Annotated in this window: 14 protein-coding genes; 10 read left to right on the top strand and 4 right to left on the bottom strand. The window is 73.7% G+C overall.

All coding sequences use genetic code 11. The features are described from left to right. Positions 1-94: 94 nt before the first annotated feature. Positions 95-898 carry a hypothetical protein gene (locus HN031_RS05480; RefSeq protein ID WP_172267386.1) on the bottom strand — a complete coding sequence of 268 codons (804 nt, stop codon included), beginning with the start codon at positions 896-898 and terminating at the stop codon, positions 95-97. Between the two features lie 127 nt (positions 899-1025). On the opposite strand from HN031_RS05480, the gene HN031_RS05475 reads away from it, so the two are divergent. Then, positions 1026-1556, top strand: coding sequence for a hypothetical protein (locus HN031_RS05475; RefSeq protein WP_172267383.1), 531 nt, complete (start codon positions 1026-1028; stop codon positions 1554-1556). Here the strand turns inward: HN031_RS05475 and HN031_RS05470 are convergent. Beyond that, positions 1543-2757 carry an MFS transporter gene (locus tag HN031_RS05470; RefSeq protein WP_322423389.1) on the bottom strand — a complete coding sequence of 405 codons (1215 nt, stop codon included), beginning with the start codon at positions 2755-2757 and terminating at the stop codon, positions 1543-1545. The genes HN031_RS05475 and HN031_RS05470 overlap by 14 nt on opposite strands. Positions 2758-2839: 82 nt before the next feature. Here HN031_RS05470 and HN031_RS21360 point away from each other — a divergent pair, with 82 nt between their 5' ends. Continuing rightward, positions 2840-4816, top strand: a complete 1977-nt coding sequence (locus tag HN031_RS21360) for a M3 family metallopeptidase (protein ID WP_367650660.1) — start codon at positions 2840-2842, stop codon at positions 4814-4816. A gap of 7 nt (positions 4817-4823) precedes the next feature. Here HN031_RS21360 and HN031_RS05460 read toward each other — a convergent pair whose 3' ends face one another. Continuing rightward, positions 4824-5534 (bottom strand): SGNH/GDSL hydrolase family protein, encoded by a 711-nt coding sequence (locus HN031_RS05460; RefSeq protein WP_172267377.1) that lies wholly within the window; start codon positions 5532-5534, stop codon positions 4824-4826. A gap of 85 nt (positions 5535-5619) precedes the next feature. Here HN031_RS05460 and HN031_RS05455 point away from each other — a divergent pair, with 85 nt between their 5' ends. From HN031_RS05455 to HN031_RS05425, 7 genes are all read left to right on the top strand, one after another. Continuing rightward, positions 5620-6420, top strand: coding sequence for a GNAT family N-acetyltransferase (locus HN031_RS05455; RefSeq protein WP_172267374.1), 801 nt, complete (start codon positions 5620-5622; stop codon positions 6418-6420). 398 nt (positions 6421-6818) lie between these two features. Continuing rightward, positions 6819-8696 carry a molecular chaperone DnaK gene (dnaK, locus tag HN031_RS05450; protein WP_172267371.1) on the top strand — a complete coding sequence of 626 codons (1878 nt, stop codon included), beginning with the start codon at positions 6819-6821 and terminating at the stop codon, positions 8694-8696. Continuing rightward, positions 8693-9364: a nucleotide exchange factor GrpE gene (grpE, locus tag HN031_RS22210; RefSeq protein ID WP_367650659.1), complete on the top strand. Its 672-nt coding sequence runs from the start codon at positions 8693-8695 to the stop codon at positions 9362-9364. Before dnaK ends, grpE begins: the two co-directional genes overlap by 4 nt. Before the next feature lie 44 nt (positions 9365-9408). Continuing rightward, a complete protein-coding gene (dnaJ, locus tag HN031_RS05440) occupies positions 9409-10581 on the top strand; it encodes a molecular chaperone DnaJ (RefSeq protein WP_172267368.1) in 1173 nt (390 codons plus the stop codon). Positions 10582-10648: 67 nt separating this feature from the next. Then, on the top strand, positions 10649-11065 hold the full coding sequence (locus tag HN031_RS05435; protein WP_172267365.1) for a MerR family transcriptional regulator: 417 nt from the start codon (positions 10649-10651) through the stop codon (positions 11063-11065). A gap of 232 nt (positions 11066-11297) precedes the next feature. Then, complete coding sequence (locus HN031_RS05430) at positions 11298-12608, top strand: reverse transcriptase family protein (protein WP_172267362.1); 1311 nt, start codon at positions 11298-11300, stop codon at positions 12606-12608. Between the two features lie 79 nt (positions 12609-12687). Then, on the top strand, positions 12688-12954 hold the full coding sequence (locus HN031_RS05425; protein ID WP_172267359.1) for a hypothetical protein: 267 nt from the start codon (positions 12688-12690) through the stop codon (positions 12952-12954). A 10-nt stretch (positions 12955-12964) separates the two neighbouring features. On the opposite strand, the gene HN031_RS05420 is transcribed toward HN031_RS05425, so the two are convergent. Continuing rightward, positions 12965-13777, bottom strand: coding sequence for a 1-acyl-sn-glycerol-3-phosphate acyltransferase (locus HN031_RS05420; RefSeq protein ID WP_172267356.1), 813 nt, complete (start codon positions 13775-13777; stop codon positions 12965-12967). 173 nt (positions 13778-13950) lie between these two features. Between HN031_RS05420 and HN031_RS05415 the strand changes: the two genes are divergently transcribed. Beyond that, positions 13951-16824 (top strand): Ig-like domain-containing protein, encoded by a 2874-nt coding sequence (locus tag HN031_RS05415; RefSeq protein ID WP_172267353.1) that lies wholly within the window; start codon positions 13951-13953, stop codon positions 16822-16824. The last annotated feature ends 48 nt before the right edge of the window (positions 16825-16872 follow it).

Genomic DNA, 16872 nt, shown 5'->3' with positions numbered 1-16872 from the left:
GATGAACGGCGTCGAAACCCGAAGTCGTGAAACTGTGAACGACCCGCGTGCACCCGGTCTGGACCGCGCCGCGCCGACCGGGGGTGGGGCGGCCTCAGACGTGGCCGGACAGCTGCGCCATCCGCAGCTCGAGCCGGCCCAGCAGGTCGGTGCACGCCTTGTCCGACAGCGACGTCGGCTCGACGAGCTTCTTGCCGGCACCCTGGGCGCACACCGGGAGCACGTCGATCGAGAGCTTGGCGCCGCCGGCCAGGGCGCGCAGCTCGTCGAGGCGGTCGCCGAACGGCGAGCCGCTGCCGGGGGAGTAGTAGTCGACGGCGGCGTCGACGTCGTCGGCGAAGAGGTCGGCCTTCGTCACCGCGATGACCAGCCACGTGGGGCGGTCGCGGCGTACGGCCATGCTGGCGATGCGGTGGGCGGTGATCGCCCAGTCCTCGAGCTCGGCGGCGAGCTGGTCCTCCCGTGAGGCGAGCGCCGCGCCGCTCGTGCCCGCGGGGCGTCGCGGGGTCGCATAGCCGTTGGCGACGACGTGCAGCACGCCGTCGACCGGCTCGTCGTGGAACACCTCGTCGAGGGCGCCGAGGCGGGTGGCGGCGTTCTCGCCCGGCACCACGCGGAAGCGGTAGCCGCGCAGCCTGGCGTTGCGCCGCGTACGCCGCTCCATCACCGCGGAGCCGACGTCCGGGCCCTGGTCCGCGGACTGGGCGCTCGCGCGTCGCGAGAGGCGGTCGGCCAGCCGGGTCTTGCCCACGCCGGTCATCCCGGTGACCGCGACCGTCGGGTAGCGGTGCCGCAGCAGCCGGGTGGCGCGCTCGGGCGCCTGGGAGAGTGCGGCGAGGGCACCCCCGGCGATCGTGGTGCCGATGGCTGCCTTGCCGTGCCGCAACGGTGACTGCATGGCCCCATCCTGCCAACTCCGCCGTGACGGGAGCCCGGCGGAGCGGTGCCCGGACGCGCGCCGGTTGGCCATGCAACCGGCCGTCCCGGACAATGGCGTCACTGCCCCACCCTGCCGAGAGGTCTCCATGGACACCGAGAACCGCCCCGTCCTGACCGGGCTGGTCGCCCTGGTCGCGGTCGCCGTGGCGATCGGGCTGCTCGGAGGGCTCGCCGTCATGGTCGGCGTCAAGGCCACCGGCATCGGCGAGACCTCCAGCGCGAGCGACGACACGTCGACGCCGTCGACGTTCAACCTCCCGCAGCCCAGCGACACCACCAGCAGCGAGCCCGCCCCCGAGGGCACCGAGCCCAGCCCGAGCACCGAGACGACGTCGGAGGCGCCGGCCGAGGCCATCTCCCTCACCGCGGCGCAGCAGTCGGTCAGCCCGATGCAGCAGATCGACCTGACCGGCACCTACCAGGCCGGTGAGGGCGCGATCCTGCAGGTGCAGCGCATGGAGAGCGGCACGTGGTCGGACTTCCCGGTGACGATGTCGGTCAGCGGCGGCACCTTCGCGACGTACGTCCAGACGAGCCGGGTCGGGCCCAACAAGTTCCGGGTGGTCGACACCGACTCCGACGTGGTGTCCAACGAGGTCACCGTCACCGTCGGGTGAGCTCGGCGGTCCTGGCCAGGTCCACGCGACGGGTCCAGTAGCCGACCCAGCCGGCACCGGCGATCCCGAGCACGCCGACCACGAGGCAGGCGGTCGCCAGGGGCGCCACCGCGGCCACCGCGCTGACGAGCAGCGGCCCGCCGGTGTTGCCGATGTCGCCGCACAGGCGCCACGCGCCGAGGAACTGGGAGCGGCCCGCGTCCGGCGCGGAGTCCGCGCCGAGCGTCATCACGATGCCGGAGCCCAGTCCGTTGCCGCACGCGATCAGCGCCATCACCAGCGCCACGGAGACCGCGTCGGTCGCGAGCGGCAGCAGCAGGCACGCGATGCCCATGGACAGCACGACCGGCACGGCCACGACCATCCGCCCGCGGGTGTCCATCAGCCACCCGCCGGGCCAGATGAAGGCGACGTCGATCGCGGCGGCCCCGGCGAAGATCAGGGAGATCGTGGAGGCGGACAGTCCGAGGTGGTCGGCCCACAGGGGGAGGAGGCTGAGCCGGAGCGAGCGGCTCATGCCGAGGATGACCACCGCGGTGCCGACGGTCGCCAAGACGCGGCGGTGCGCGGCGATGACCGTCCACACGCCGAGGTGGCCGCTCGCGCGGGCCGCGGCGCGCTTCTCCTCCCCGAGGTCGGGCATCGTGGCGGCGAGGCAGGACGCCGTCACGGACATGGCGGCACCGAGCCAGAAGACGCTGGTGAGGTCGCTGACCCGGATCAGGCCGGCGCCGATCAGCGGCCCGATCAGCACGCCGACGCGGTAGGACCCGCCCAGCAGCGACATCGCGCGGGCCCGGTGGGTGGTCGGGACGACGTCGATCATGAAGCCCTGGCGCGCGATGAGGAACAGCGTCCAGCACACGCCGCTCAGCAGGACGCCGACCGCGAGGCCGAGGACCGAGTCGGTGAGCGCGATCCCCGCCATCGCGACCGCGTCCACGAGCCCGGCCCCGACCAGCGCGCGCCGCTCGCCGATCCGGGCCACGAGCGCCCCGGCCGGCAGGCTGGCCAGGAGCATCCCGACGCCGGTCATGGCCACGATCGCGGCCGCCGTGCTGACGTCAGCGCCGAGGTCGCGGGCCCGGACCGCGAGCACGGGCAGCATGGCGCCGTGCCCGATCGCGGAGACGATCGAGGGGCCGTACGCGACCACCCAGATGTCGCGGAAGCGGAACGCTGCGTCCCCCGGGCTGCTCACCCGGACACGCTACGGGGCGCCGTCCCCAGGCTCCGCCCCACCCGGTGGTACGTCCCGCGCCGCGCCCGTAGGCTCCGTGGGCGTGGCCCACGACACCGACACGCAGCCCACCTCCGCCAGCCCCGGCCCCGCGCCGGCGACCGAGCCGATCGCGCTCCCCGGCACCGGCGACTGGCTCGGGTGGGTCGCCGGGCGCTGCGAGGAGCAGCTCGCCGAGGCCAGGCGCCTGGTCGACCTGGTGAAGACCGGCCCCGTCCGCGCCGCCGAGGTGCTCGCGGCGTGGAACCGGGCCGAGACCGCCCTCGCCAACGCCGAGGCGGTGTCGCTCTGGTCGGAGGTGCACCCCGACGCGGCGGTGCGCGACCGGGCCGACGAGCTGAGTCAGGACGTCCAGAAGTACGTCACCGAGCTCGGCCAGGACCGCGACCTGTTCGCCGTCCTCGACGGCCTCTCCGCCTCCTCCGACCTCGCGGAGCTCGACGCCGACGCCCGCCGCGTGCTGGAGCAGACGCTCCGCGACTTCCGCCGCACCGGCGTCGACCGCGACGAGGCGACGCGCGGGCGGCTGCGCGAGCTCAGCGAGCAGGGCGTGCGGCTCTCGCAGGACTTCGGGCGCCACATCCGCGACGACGTGCGCTCCGTCCGGATCGCGCCCGAGCGGCTGGCCGGTCTGCCCGACGACTACCGCGCGGCCCACCCGGCGGATGAGGACGGCCTCGTCACGATCACCACCGACTATCCGGACCTGGTGCCGTTCATGACCTTCGGCGCCGACGGCGAGGCCCGCCGCGAGCTCGCGCTGGCCCAGAACAACGTCGCCTGGCCGGCCAACGACCAGGTCCTCCAGGACATCTTCGCCGTCCGCCGCGAGACCGCCGCCCTGCTCGGCTACGACTCCTGGCCCGACTACGACACCGAGGTCAAGATGATCGGCAGCGGCCGGGCCGTCGCCGACTTCATCGACCGCATCGGTGACGCAGCGGCCGAGCGCGCCGGCCAGGAGGTCGCGGTGCTCCTCGAGCGCAAGCGACTCGACGACCCGACCGCCGACACCGTGACGACCTACGACTCGCGCTACTACTCCGAGCTCGTCCGCCGCGAGCAGTACGACGTCGACGGCCAGGTCGTGCGCACCTACTTCCCCTTCGAGCAGGTCCGCCAGGGCCTCCTCGACGTCACCGGCCGGCTGTTCGGCCTCGAGTGGACGCCGGTCGACCGGGCCGAGGCCGGCACGTGGCACGACGACGTCGCGACCTACGACGTCGGGCTCGACGGCCGGAGGATCGGCCGCATCCACCTCGACCTCCACCCGCGCGAGGGCAAGTTCAAGCACGCCGCCCAGTTCGACCTGGTGAGGGGCGTCGCGGGACGCCAGCTCCCCGAGGGCGTGCTGGTCTGCAACTTCGCCCGCGGGCTGATGGAGCACGACGAGGTGGTGACCCTCTTCCACGAGTTCGGGCACCTCGTCCACCACGTGCTCGGCGGCCAGGGGGAGTGGATCCGCTTCTCCGGTGTCGCCACCGAGTGGGACTTCGTCGAGGCGCCGAGCCAGATGCTCGAGGAGTGGGCCTGGGACACCGACGTGCTCGCCACCTTCGCCCGCAACGCCGACGGCGAGACGATCCCCGCCGACCTCGTCGCCGCGATGCGCCGGGCGGACCACTTCGGCAAGGGCCTCTACGCCGCCCAGCAGATGGCCTACGCCGCCCGGTCCTACTGGTTCCACGCCCGTCAGCACGACGACCTCACGGCCTACGGCGACGAGCTGCAGCGCCGCTACTCCGCCTTCCCGCCGCTCGAGGGCGCGCACATGCACTGCGCCTTCGGCCACCTCGACGGCTACTCCTCGGGCTACTACACCTACATGTGGTCGCTGGTCATCGCCAAGGACCTGTTCTCCGCCTTCGACGCCGACGACCTGTTCGCCGTCGACGTGGCCACCGCCTACCGCGACAGGGTGCTGGCGATGGGCGGGCGCAAGGACGCCGCCGACCTGGTCGCCGACTTCCTGGGCCGGCCCTACTCCTTCGACAGCTGGGCTGCCTGGCTGGCGGAGTGACGCCGCGTCAGCGGAGGTCCAGCGCCGGCCGGGCCGGCTCGAGGGCCGCGATCCGCTCCGCCACGGCGAGGCCGTACTCGCGGTGCCCGCCCTCGGTGAGGTGCAGCCGGTCGCCGAGGTAGGCCAGGTCGAGGTCGGTCGTGGCGACGTACGGCACCTCGTGGTCGTCGGCCAGCGAGGCGAGCAGGGCGTCGACGCGGCCGACGGCGTGCGAGCGCGAGGGAGCGTCGGCGGGACCCACGACCACGACGTGGTGACCGGCGAGGTCGGCCATGAGGTCGGCGAAGCCGCGCGTGATCGCGGCCGACGGCTGGTCGTGGTCGTTGAGCCCGCCCTGGACGACGACCAGCTGTGGCCGGGTGGCGAGCGCGGTCGTCGCGCGGTCGTGGAACGAGACGCGGCCGCACCCGCTGGCGCCGGCGCTGTAGCCGGAGCCGGAGAAGCCGGCGACGTGGACCTCGCCGGGCAGCTGGGCGGCCCAGGAGCGGCCGAGGTCGGCCTGGCCGAGCCCGACGGACCAGGAGTCGCCGATCACCAGCGTGCGCGTGCCCTCGCCGGTGACCAGGGTCGCGCGCTCGCGCGAGTCGATCCGGTGCTGCTGGCAGCGGGCCGGGCCGGCGCCCGCGCGGTCGGCGACCCAGAACGCCAGCAGGGCAGCGAGCAGCACGACGACGGCCGAGGCGCCGACGACCCGGCGCAGGTTCCCCCGATGGAGCACACGAGAAGTGTGCGGCCTCCCGGCCGTCCTGTGCAGGGAAATATCCCTGAGATTTCCCGGAGTCCGCACGCCTAGGGTTCGGCCCATGACGACCACCGACCTCCTCGCGGCCTACGACGAACAGCTCCGCACCGACGCCGAGATGAACCGCGCGATCGACGTCCAGCGGGAGGGCCCGCTCCACTGGGGGGTCTTCGACCACGGCGGCTTCGTCACCTACCGCGACCTCGGCGGCCTCGACGGTGCGGACCTCGACGCCCTGGTCGAGCGCACCGTCGCCCACTACCGCGACGACACCGACGTCGACTCGTTCGAGTGGAAGTCGCGCGGGCACGACCTGCCCGCCGACCTCGGCGAGCGCCTCGTCGCCCACGGCCTGGCCGCCGAGCCGGCCGAGACGGTGATGATCGGGGAGGCGTCGCTGCTCGCTGTCGACGTGCCCCTCGCCGACACGCCCGAGGGCCCGGTCGTCGTACGCCGGATCGAGCCGGGCCCGAGCGCCGTCGACGAACTCACCCGCATGCTCGCCGCGCAGGAGTCGGTGTTCGGCACCGGGCGCGGGCCCTCCCTGGCCTCCTCGCTGGCCGAGCTGGAGGGCGGCGACTCGGAGTTCTGGGTCGCCGAGGTGGGCGGCCGGATCGTCTCGGGCGGGCGGCTCGCGCCGGTGCCCGGCACCGACTTCGCCGGTGTCTGGGGCGGCTCGACCTTGCCGGAGTTCCGCGGTCGTGGGATCTACCGCGCCCTCGTCGCCGCCCGCGCCCGCTCCGCGGTCGCCCGTGGCATCCGGCTCATCCACTCCGACTGCACCGACATGTCGCGCCCGATCCTCGAGCGCTCCGGGCTCCGTGCGGTGACGACCACGACGCCGTACGTCTGGGAGCGCTGAGCGGGTCTCCTCCGTCGTCGTCCTCGTGCGGTTTCCCCGCCTATGCGGGGAAACCCGAACTTCTGGGGGCGTACACACTCCCAGAAGTTCGAACATCCCTCGAGGGGTCCGCCGTCGGCCGGGTGCGGTCGTACGTTCGACGCCCCCGCCCGGGGGGACTCCGCACGTCCGGGGTGTAGGCACGGGGGCCGAGCGGTGGAGGACTCACCCACGGAGTGGCCCCGCGCCGGACCACCGCGCGCCGAAGTTCTCGCCGGATCCGGGAACATCTCGGCCCGCCATGCGTTGGAACCCATGAACAGAGTTGAGTGACATCGGCTCAAGTGTTTTGCCACTCCGTCCGCAGCGCGGCAGGATGGCTGACATACCCAAGCATCCAACGCAGGAGGTAACACACCATGGCTCGAGCGGTCGGCATCGACCTCGGCACGACGAACTCCGTCGTCGCCGTCCTTGAGGGTGGCGAACCCACCGTCATCGCCAACGCCGAGGGCGCCCGGACCACCCCGTCCGTCGTCGCCTTCACCAAGTCCGGCGAGGTCCTCGTCGGCGAGGTCGCCAAGCGACAGGCGGTCACCAACGTCGACCGCACCATCCGGTCCGTCAAGCGCCACATGGGCGAGGACTGGAAGGTCGACGTCGACGACAAGACCTTCACCCCCCAGCAGATCAGCGCGTTCGTGCTCCAGAAGCTCAAGCGCGACGCCGAGGCCTACCTCGGCGAGACGGTGACCGACGCGGTCATCACCGTCCCGGCCTACTTCTCCGACGCGCAGCGCCAGGCCACCAAGGAGGCCGGCGAGATCGCGGGCCTCAACGTCAGCCGCATCGTCAACGAGCCCACCGCGGCCGCCCTGGCCTACGGCCTCGACAAGGGCGAGGACCAGACCATCCTCGTCTTCGACCTCGGTGGCGGCACGTTCGACGTGTCCCTCCTCGAGATCGGCGAGGGCGTCGTCGAGGTCAAGGCGACCTCCGGCGACAACCACCTCGGTGGCGACGACTGGGACAACCGCGTCGTCGAGTGGATGGTCAAGAAGTTCAAGGACTCCAACGGCGTCGACCTCGCAGCCGACAAGATCGCCAAGCAGCGCCTCCAGGAGGCCGCGGAGAAGGCGAAGATCGAGCTGTCCTCGTCCAGCGAGACCACGGTCCACCTGCCCTACATCACCCACGGCGAGTCCGGCCCGCTGCACTTCGAGGAGAAGCTGACCCGCAGCGAGTTCCAGAAGCTCACGGCCGACCTGCTCGAGCGCACCAAGGCGCCCTTCCAGAACGTCCTCAAGGACGGCGGCGTCGCGATCGACAAGATCGACCACGTGGTCCTCGTCGGCGGCTCGACCCGCATGCCGGCCGTGACCGAGGTCGTCACCGAGCTCCTCGGCGGCAAGCAGCCCAACAAGGGCGTCAACCCGGACGAGGTCGTGGCCGTCGGTGCCGCGCTTCAGGCCGGTGTCCTCAAGGGCGAGGTCAAGGACGTGCTGCTCCTCGACGTCACCCCGCTGTCCCTCGGCATCGAGACCAAGGGCGGCGTGATGACCACGCTGATCGAGCGCAACACCACCATCCCGACCAAGCGCTCGGAGATCTTCACCACCGCCGACGACAACCAGCCGTCGGTGGAGATCAAGGTCGCGCAGGGCGAGCGCCAGATGTGGTCGCAGAACCAGCCGCTCGGCAACTTCGAGCTGACCGGCCTCCCGCCGGCTCCCCGTGGCGTGCCGAAGATCGAGGTCACCTTCGACATCGACGCCAACGGCATCGTGCACGTCTCGGCCAAGGACCAGGCGTCCGGCCGCGAGCAGTCGATGACCATCTCCGGTGGCTCCGCGCTCGGCAAGGACGAGATCGACCGCATGGTCAAGGAGGCCGAGCAGTACGCCGAGGAGGACGCCCGTCGTCGCGAGGCCGTCGAGGCCCGCAACCAGGGTGACCAGCTGGTCTACACGACCGAGAAGTTCCTCGCCGACAACTCCGAGAAGCTCCCCGAGGACGTGAAGACCGAGGTCCAGGCCGACGTCGACGCGCTCAAGGAGGCGCTCGCCAAGGAGGACGCCACCTCCGAGGAGATCACCGCCGCGGCCGCCAAGCTCAACGAGTCGAGCCAGAAGATGGGCGCGGCCCTCTACGCCGCTGCCGAGGCCGACCAGGCCGCCGCGGGTGGTGCCACCGGCGCCACCGGTGAGTCCGACGACGACGTCGTGGACGCCGAGATCGTCGACGAGCCCGCCGACGACACGGCCGGCTCGAGCGACAGCGAGGGTGAGAACAAGTGACCGATCGCCCCGACGAGCCCACGACGGGCACCGAGGCGTACGACCCGACGGAGGGGGAGCCCACCGCGGCTCCCTCTCCGGAGGGCGGGTCCGGCTTCGGCGACGCGGCCGGCGAGGCGCCGGAGCAGACCGAGGTCGAGGAGCAGGTGGCCGGTGACGTCGTCGCGGGCGACGACGCCGGCACCGCCGAGGACCGCGGCCGGGAGGGTGTTGACGGCGTGGACGGCGACGAGCAGTCGTCGATGCGCGCCGCCATCGCCGACCTGACCAACGACCTCCAGCGCCTGCAGGCCGAGTACGCCAACTACCGCAAGCGCGTCGAGCGCGACCGCCAGCTGGTGGCGGAGACCGCCGCCTACAAGGCGCTCACGCCCGTGGTCGAGGTGCTCGACACCATCGACCGCGCCAAGGAGCACGGCGAGCTCGAGGGCGGCTTCAAGGCCGTCGCCGACCAGCTGGAGCGGGTCGTCGCGGCCGCGGGACTCGTCCGCTTCGGCGAGCCCGGCGACGCCTTCGACCCGACGTTCCACGAGGCGCTGAGCCACCTCGGCGCCGACCCGGACGTCCAGGTGACCACCGTCAAGCACGTCGCCAAGGGCGGCTACCGCCTCGGCGAGCGCGTCGTACGCGCCGCCCAGGTGCTCGTGGTCGACCCGGCCGACGCCTGACCACGACCAGCCGGTCCAGCCGTTGAGGGAGAGGAGGTCGATCCATGGCTGACAACGAGGGTTTCCGCAACGACTGGGCGACCAAGGACTTCTACCAGGTCCTCGGCGTCGCCCAGGACGCGAGCGCGGCCGACGTCAAGAAGGCCTACCGCAAGCTCGCGCGGGAGAACCACCCCGACTCCAACCCCGGCGACGACGCCAAGCACGAGGTGTTCAAGTCCGTCGCCGAGGCCTACGACGTCGTCGGTGACGAGGCCAAGCGCGCCAAGTACGACGAGTTCCGCTCGCTGCAGGCACGTGGCGGCTTCGGCCCCGGCATGGGCGGCGGGTTCGGCGGCAGCGGCGGCGGCTTCAACCTCGACGACCTGCTGCGTGACCGCGCCGGCGCCGGCGGGGGGCTCGGCGACATGTTCGGCGACCTCTTCGGCGGTGGCCAGCGCACCCGCACCCAGCAGCCGCGCGTCCAGCGGGGCGCCGACGTCGAGAGCACGGCGACGATCGCATTCACCGACGCGCTCGACGGCGTGACGGTGTCGCTGCGCCTGACGTCGGACTCGGCGTGCCCCACCTGCCAGGGCACCGGCGGCAAGCCGGGCACCCGCCCGCACATCTGCCCCGAGTGCGAAGGCGCCGGCTTCGTCGTGTCCGGCACCGGCGGCGCGTTCTCCATCAACGAGACGTGCCCGCGGTGCGGCGGCCGCCAGCTCGTCTACGACGAGGCGTGCCCGACCTGCCACGGCAGCGGGCGCGGCACCTCGGCCCGCACGATCCAGGCCCGCATCCCGGCCGGCGTCAAGGACGGCGCCCGGATCCGGCTCAAGGGCAAGGGCAGCCCCGGCGCCAACGGCGGCCCGGCCGGTGACCTCTTCGTCACGGTCAAGGTCACCCCGCACCGGGTCTTCGGGCGCAAGGGCGACAACCTCACCATCGACGTCCCCGTCTCCTTCGACGAGGCCGCGCTCGGTGCCGAGGTGAAGATCCCGACGCTCGGCGGCGCCCCCGTGACGCTCAAGCTGCCGCCCGGCACGCCCAACGGGCGCACCTTCCGGGTGCGCGGCAAGGGTGCCACCCGGCGCGACGGCTCCAAGGGCGACCTGCTCGCCACCGTCGTGGTGCAGGTCCCGGCCACGCTCGACCCCACCGCGCGCGAGGCCCTCGAGGCCTACCGCGCGGCGACCGCCGGCAAGCCGCTGCGTGAGGGGCTCTTCGAGGCATGAACACCCCACGGCGTTCTCCGTCTCCCCCGCTCCGCTCCTCCGTCGGACAACGCCGCGGGGACCCCGCATGAGCGGCTTCACCCCCTCTCCCGACGCGGCGGTCTACGTCATCAGCGTCGCCGCCGAGCTGACGGGCCTGCACCCGCAGACCCTGCGCGCCTACGAGCGGATGGGCCTGATCGCCCCCGGTCGCACCGGGGGCGGGGGCCGGCGCTACTCCCACCGCGACATCGAGCGGCTGCGCGAGATCGCCGACCTCACCAGTGCCGGCATCGGCATCGAGGGCGTGCGTCGGATCATGGCGCTCGAGCACCAGGTCGACGCCCTGCGGGCCCGCAACGAGGAGCTCGTCGCCGAGCTCGACGCCGTACGCCGGGTGCTGGCCGCCCGCGCGGCCGTGCAGCCGCACGCCCCGTCCAACAAGCTGCCCGTGCTGCACCAGGCGGCGGGGCAGTCGATGGTGGTCTGGCGCCGGCCGAGCTGACGGCCCGCGCGCCGAGGTCGGTCCCGGCCGCTATCGTGCCCCGCGTGCGGCAGCGCTATCTCGAGACGGCGGACCGGTGCGCGTCACCGGTCGGCCTCCCCGGGGATACCCCGGGGACCACCGGTACGTCCGGGCACGGCACCGCGCGCGGCTCGCTGCGCTCCGCTGCAGGCCACCGCGCGCACGACGGGACAGGTCGAGCAGCGCTGCCGCACGTCAGCCCGCGCCCCGCATGAGGGACGACCTCGCGCGGGCGCTCGCCTCGGGCTTCCTCGCCGGCGAGTGGACGCAGGACGCGCTGGTGGCGAGCGGGACCGTCGTCCTCGGCCGCCGTCACCCCTGGCTGCCGCCGCTCGTGCGACGGGTGCTCACGGCCTACCCGCGTCCCCCGGCCGACCGCCCACGGGAGCTCGCCGCCGTCATCGCCGCCCTCCCGGCCGCCGCCCGGGCGAGGAACGCCGCGCCAGTGGTCCACCCCGTCGCCGAGACGCGGATGCTGACCAACCGGTGGCGGCTGCCGGTCCTCGACGGGCTCGACGACGTCGCCGCCTTCCTCCGCCTGGAGCCGTCGGAGCTCGACTGGTTCGCCGATCCCCGGCGCCTGGCGCGCAGCGCCTCCGACGTGCCCCTGCAGCACTACCGGGTCAGCCACCGCGTCACGCCCAGCGGCGCGATCCGCGTCCTCGAGGCGCCCAAGCCGCGGCTCAAGGCGCTGCAGCGTCGGGTCCTCACCGAGGTCGCCTCGCTCATCCCGCCGCACGACGCGGCCACCGGCTTCCGGCCCGGCGGCTCGATCCGGCGCTACACCGCACCGCACGCCGGCCGGAGCATCGTCCTGCGCCTCGACCTCGAGGCGTTCTTCGCCACCGTGAGCGTCTCCCGCGTCTACGGCATCTGGCGCACCGCCGGCTACCCCGAGCCGGTGGCGCACTGCCTCGCCGGCCTGGTCACCTGCGTCCTGCCCCGCAGCGCCTGGCGCGCCGTCCCGCGACCCGCCGACGAGCGGCTGCTCGACGCCCACTGGCGGCTGGGCCGCCGGCTGGCCGCGCCGCACCTCCCGCAGGGCGCACCCACGTCGCCGGCGATGGCCAACCTCGCCGCGTTCCGGCTCGACGTACGCCTCTCCGCGCTGGCCCGTTCGTGGGGCGGGGGCTACACGCGCTACGCCGACGACCTGGCCTTCTCCGGCGATGCCGGCTGGGGCACCGGCACCTCACGCCTGCTCGACGCGGTCGAGGCGATCGTGCGCGACGAGGGGTTCCGGCTCAACCAGCGCAAGACGGGCGTCATGCCGCGCGCCGGCCGGCAGGTCCTCGGCGGGCTCGTCGTCAACGAGCACCCCCGCGTCGCCCGTCACCAGGTCGACCTGCTGCGGGCGATCCTGCACAACTGCCGCAGGTTCGGCCCCAGCAGCCAGAACCGCGACGACGTCCCGGCCTTCGAGGACCACCTGCGCGGCCGGATCGCCTGGGTGGCGCAGCACGACCCGGTGCGCGGCGCCCGGCTGCAGGCCGTCCACGACGCCGTCGACTGGAGCCGATGAGCCCCCGCGCCGGTGTCGCCGCCCGCGCTGTCGGTGCGAGCGCGTAGGTTCAGGGGGTGAAGCGAGCGGTGAGCCAGCGATGAGCAAGATGGACAACCTGCGCGCGATGCGCGAGGCGAAGTACGCCGCCGCGCAGAAGCGCACGGCCGAGACCCCTGCGAAGGCGGCGACCCGGGCTCCGGTCGCGCCTCCGGCCCCGAAGGCGCAGCGGTCGCCCAGCCCGGCGGCTCCGACGACCGAGACCGCCCCGGCAGACACCGACGAGCTGTGCGGTCACCGCAACATGTCCGGTCGCACCTGCACCCGCGAGCGCGGCCACGCCGCCAAGAGCCACCGCTACTCCTGACCGACCGGCCTCACGCCGACAGCCTCTTGTCCGACAGCCTCTTGTCCGACACCGGCTTGCCGGACAGCGCCTCCTCCGGGACGCCCATCGGGTGGGGCGCGGCCTCCCCGCGGAGCTCGGCCACCTGACTGACGAGCACGGCCATCACCTCGTCGGCGACGCGGCGCACGGTGGCGTCGTCGGGCATCTGGCCGTCCGCGACGCCCGCCAGGCGGCGTACGTCGATCGGCGCCCCCACCGCGACCGCGACGCGGGGCCGCAGCACGGTGTTGCGCAGCAACCGGCCGACGATCCCCGTGCGGCCGACCACCTGCTGCGCGCCGACGAGGGCCACCGGCACGACCGGCGCGCCGGTGCGGATCGCGAGCCGGACGGCGCCCGTCTTGGAGCGCTCCGGCCAGTGGTCGGCGTCGCGGGTGATGCGGCCCTCGGGGAAGAGGCCGACCGCCTCGCCGACTGAGAGCGCCGTGGCCGCCGCGTCGAGCGAGCCCGCGGCCGAGCCGGTGCCGCGCAGCACCGGGATGAAGCCGAGCCGGCGGACGACCGGCCCGACGAGGCCGGAGCGGAAGACGCCGCCCGTGGCCATGAGTCGCAGCGAGCGACCCAGGCGGCGGCCGACGAGGGCGAGCAGGATGCCGTCGGCGAAGCTCGTGTGGTTGGCGACGACGATGACGGGCCCGTCGGGGAGCGCGGCGTCGGGGACCGCGCGGCGGGTGAGCTCGAGCCGGCTGACGGCCGAGACGACGGTGCCGAGGAGACCGGCGGCGAACGCGTAGAGGAGGGCGGCGCGGAGACCGGGGCGCTGCCAGGTGCTGGGATCCATGCGCCGAGTGTGGGGGATCGTCGGCGCCCGTGGCCTGAGTACGCGACCTCGGCTCCGGGTGGCTCGTCCGCGGCGTGGGACCGCGAGCACGGGACTGCCACAACTGGGCCACGGGAGTGCCACGCGGTCGGCATTCGACTGAAGGTTCAACCAGAACCGTCTGGGATGGCCGCATGCGAACCCACTCGACCGCGTCCCCGCCGCGCCGCCACTGGCTGCGCTCCGCGACGGCGCTCGTCCTTCCCGCCACCGCGCTGGCCCTCGTGGGCACCGCTGCCCCGGCCTCCGCGGCCAACCCTGCCGAGGACTGCGTCATCTCCGGCGATGCCTTCGCCTGCACCCTGACCTACGCCTACACGGGCGCCCAGCAGACCTTCGAGGTCCCCGACGACGTCGACAGCGTCACCGTCGTGGCAGTCGGTGCCGCCGGCGGTGCGAGCAGCAACTCCACCCCCGGTCGCGGAGCGGTCGTGACGGGCGAGGTGCCCGTCACGGCCGGCGCCACCTATTACGTGGAGGTCGGTGGCACCGGCTCTGCCGCGGGCAACGCCTTCAACGGTGGCGGAAACCGCGTCGGCGACTCGAGCACCCACGGCGGTGGCGGGGCCACCGACCTGCGCACCGTCTCCCGGACGGCTGCCGGCTCGCTCGAGTCGCGCCTCGTGGTGGCCGGCGGCGGTGGCGGCACGGACGTCAACGGCTCCAACGGAGGCGACGCCGGGCTCAACGGCGCAGCCGGCACCGCGGGATCCGGAGCAACCGGTGGCCCCGGCCAGGGCGGCACGCAGACCGCCGGCGGTGCCGGCGGCAGCGGAGCCACCGCTGGTTCCCTCGGCGTCGGCGGCAACGGCGGCAGCAGCTTCGGCGCCGGCGGCGGCGGCGGCTTCTACGGCGGTGGCGGTGGTGGCGGCTCCAGCACCGGCACCGGCAACGGCGGTGGCGGCGGCTCGTCCCTCGTCCCCGCCGGTGGCAGCGTGGTCGTCAACACGACCGGCCAGGCCCCGCAGCTCCGCATCACCTACACCTCGCAGCTCACGGCCGCGGACCTCACCATCGGCGCCCCGTCCGTCGCGGCCGGCGTGGCCAACCCCGTCGCGATGACGGTCACCGACGGCGTGGTCACGAAGTCGGTCACCCCGACCTCGCTCACCATCTCGCCCAACGGCACCGGCACCGGCGCGTCCTGCACCGCCACGGCGTGCTCGGCCACGGACATCGGGACCTACACGGTCACCGCGACCTTCGGCAACCAGACCCGCAAGGTCACCTTCGCCGTCGTCGCGGGCCCGGCCGCCTCGATCGAGCTGTCGCCCGCCGACACCACGGTCGCGGCCGGCGGCCAGGCGGCGTACACCGTCACCGGCACCGACCAGTACGGCAACGACCTCGGCGACCTCACCCTCGACTCCCTGGTGACCACCACCGGCCCCAGCGGCTCGAACGTCGCCTGCCCGCAGGGCGTCTGCAAGCCCACCGCCACCGGTGACCACGTCGTCACCGCCAGCACCCCCGGTGCCGGCGGCGTCGCGGTGACCGACACCGCGGTCCTGCACGTCGAGGCCGACGACCTGGCCTCGATCCAGCTCTCGCCCGGCTCGGCGACCGTCGCCGCGGGCGGCTCCCGGACGTACGCCGTCACCGGCGCCGACCGCTTCGGCAACGACCTCGGCGACGTGACGGCGGACGCCACGTTCGCCTTCGCCCCGGTCGGCGGCGGCGCCTCGACGCCGTGCGCCGCGGCCGCGTGCGCCCCGACCGCCGCGGGCACCTACGTGGTGACCGCGACCCTCGGTGGCCTCACCGACACCGCGACCCTGGTCGTGCAGGCACAGTCCACCTCCGTCGCCGTGCAGCCCGTCTCTGGCGTCGTGTTCGGCGAGGACGTCCCGGTCTCCGCGACCGTGACCTCGCCGTCGGGCCCGGTGACCGGGACCGTGCAGTTCGCCCTCGACGGCACCGACCTCGGTGCCCCGGTCACGCTCGTCTCCGGTGCGGCCACCCTGCCGGCCGTCTCCGGCCTCCACGCCGGCCTGCACACGATTCGCGCGTCGTACTCCTCGGCCGACGGCTCCTTCGAGCGCGGCGACGACGTCACGGCGTTCGTCATCGAGAAGGCGGAGACCACCACCACGGTGACCGCCACCCCCGGCCGCATCGCCGCGGCGGTGACCGGCGTCGGTGAGCCGACCGGCTCGGTGCGCTTCTACGTCGACGGCGTCGAGGTCGGCACCGCGCCGCTCGTCGACGGCGCGGCCGTCCTCGAGGGCACCGCCAACGACGGCGGCTCGGTCGTCGCGGCGGCCTACAGCGGTGACGCCGACCACCAGGCGTCCGGCTCCTCGACCGCGCGCAGCGCGCCGGTCGTCACCACCCGCGTGAGCGGCAACGGCGGCTCGGGCTGGTTCTCCGGCCCGGTGACGGTGAGCTTCGTGTGCGGTGACGACGTCACCGACTGCCCGGCGCCCGTGGTCCTCGCCAAGGAGGGCGTCGGCCAGTACGTCAGCCGGACCGTCATCGGCACCGACGGCGGCGTGGCCGTGGTCGCGGCCGGTCCGTTCAACCTCGACCTGACCGCTCCCACCGCCTCGCTGACGCGGGTCGGCGACGGCCGCACCTACAAGGGTCGTGCCCGTATCGCCCAGTGCAGCGGCTCCGACGCGCTGTCCGGTGTCGCGTCGTGCACGGTGACGACGACGGGTGGCCCCTTCGGGTCGATGACGTCGACCGCGACGGTCACCGACCTGGCGGGCAACACCGCCACGTCGAGCGCGACGTACGAGGTGCTCGACGTGTGGGTGGCGCGGTCGAAGCAGGACGGGTCCTCGTGGACCGTGCGCAAGGGCACGTGGAGCAGCCTCCACGTGATGTCGACCAAGGCCCCGAAGCTGCGCCACTCCGGCGCGGTCAAGGCGTCCCGCTTCAGGATGGTCGGCCGGCGCGGCGACATCACCCACTGGGTGGCCTCGGTGCGACCGGAGCGGTCCACCAAGCTGCAGGTCGTCACCTCGGCCGGCAACCGGTCGCTGCAGCTGCGCGTGACGCGCTGATCCTCAGCGGCCCCGCACCAGCGGGGACGTGAACGAGCCAGGAGGCCG

The sequence above is a fragment of the Nocardioides sp. zg-1308 genome (assembly GCF_013155375.1).
In the GTDB taxonomy this organism is placed as follows: domain Bacteria; phylum Actinomycetota; class Actinomycetes; order Propionibacteriales; family Nocardioidaceae; genus Nocardioides; species Nocardioides renjunii.
The sequence above is the reverse complement of the archived record's forward strand: the minus strand, read 5'-3'. Positions and strand labels throughout refer to the sequence as shown.

What these genes read in the sequence shown, in the direction of transcription:
- HN031_RS05425 (WP_172267359.1), top strand. Translation starts at nt 12,688, where the DNA reads ATGAGCAAGATGGACAACCTGCGCGCGATGCGCGAGGCGAAGTACGCC.
- HN031_RS05475 (WP_172267383.1), top strand. Translation starts at nt 1,026, where the DNA reads ATGGACACCGAGAACCGCCCCGTCCTGACCGGGCTGGTCGCCCTGGTC.
- HN031_RS05430 (WP_172267362.1), top strand. Translation starts at nt 11,298, where the DNA reads ATGAGGGACGACCTCGCGCGGGCGCTCGCCTCGGGCTTCCTCGCCGGC.
- HN031_RS05480 (WP_172267386.1), bottom strand. Translation starts at nt 898, where the DNA reads ATGCAGTCACCGTTGCGGCACGGCAAGGCAGCCATCGGCACCACGATC.
- dnaK (WP_172267371.1), top strand. Translation starts at nt 6,819, where the DNA reads ATGGCTCGAGCGGTCGGCATCGACCTCGGCACGACGAACTCCGTCGTC.
- HN031_RS05435 (WP_172267365.1), top strand. Translation starts at nt 10,649, where the DNA reads ATGAGCGGCTTCACCCCCTCTCCCGACGCGGCGGTCTACGTCATCAGC.
- HN031_RS05415 (WP_172267353.1), top strand. Translation starts at nt 13,951, where the DNA reads ATGCGAACCCACTCGACCGCGTCCCCGCCGCGCCGCCACTGGCTGCGC.
- dnaJ (WP_172267368.1), top strand. Translation starts at nt 9,409, where the DNA reads ATGGCTGACAACGAGGGTTTCCGCAACGACTGGGCGACCAAGGACTTC.
- HN031_RS05455 (WP_172267374.1), top strand. Translation starts at nt 5,620, where the DNA reads ATGACGACCACCGACCTCCTCGCGGCCTACGACGAACAGCTCCGCACC.
- HN031_RS05420 (WP_172267356.1), bottom strand. Translation starts at nt 13,777, where the DNA reads ATGGATCCCAGCACCTGGCAGCGCCCCGGTCTCCGCGCCGCCCTCCTC.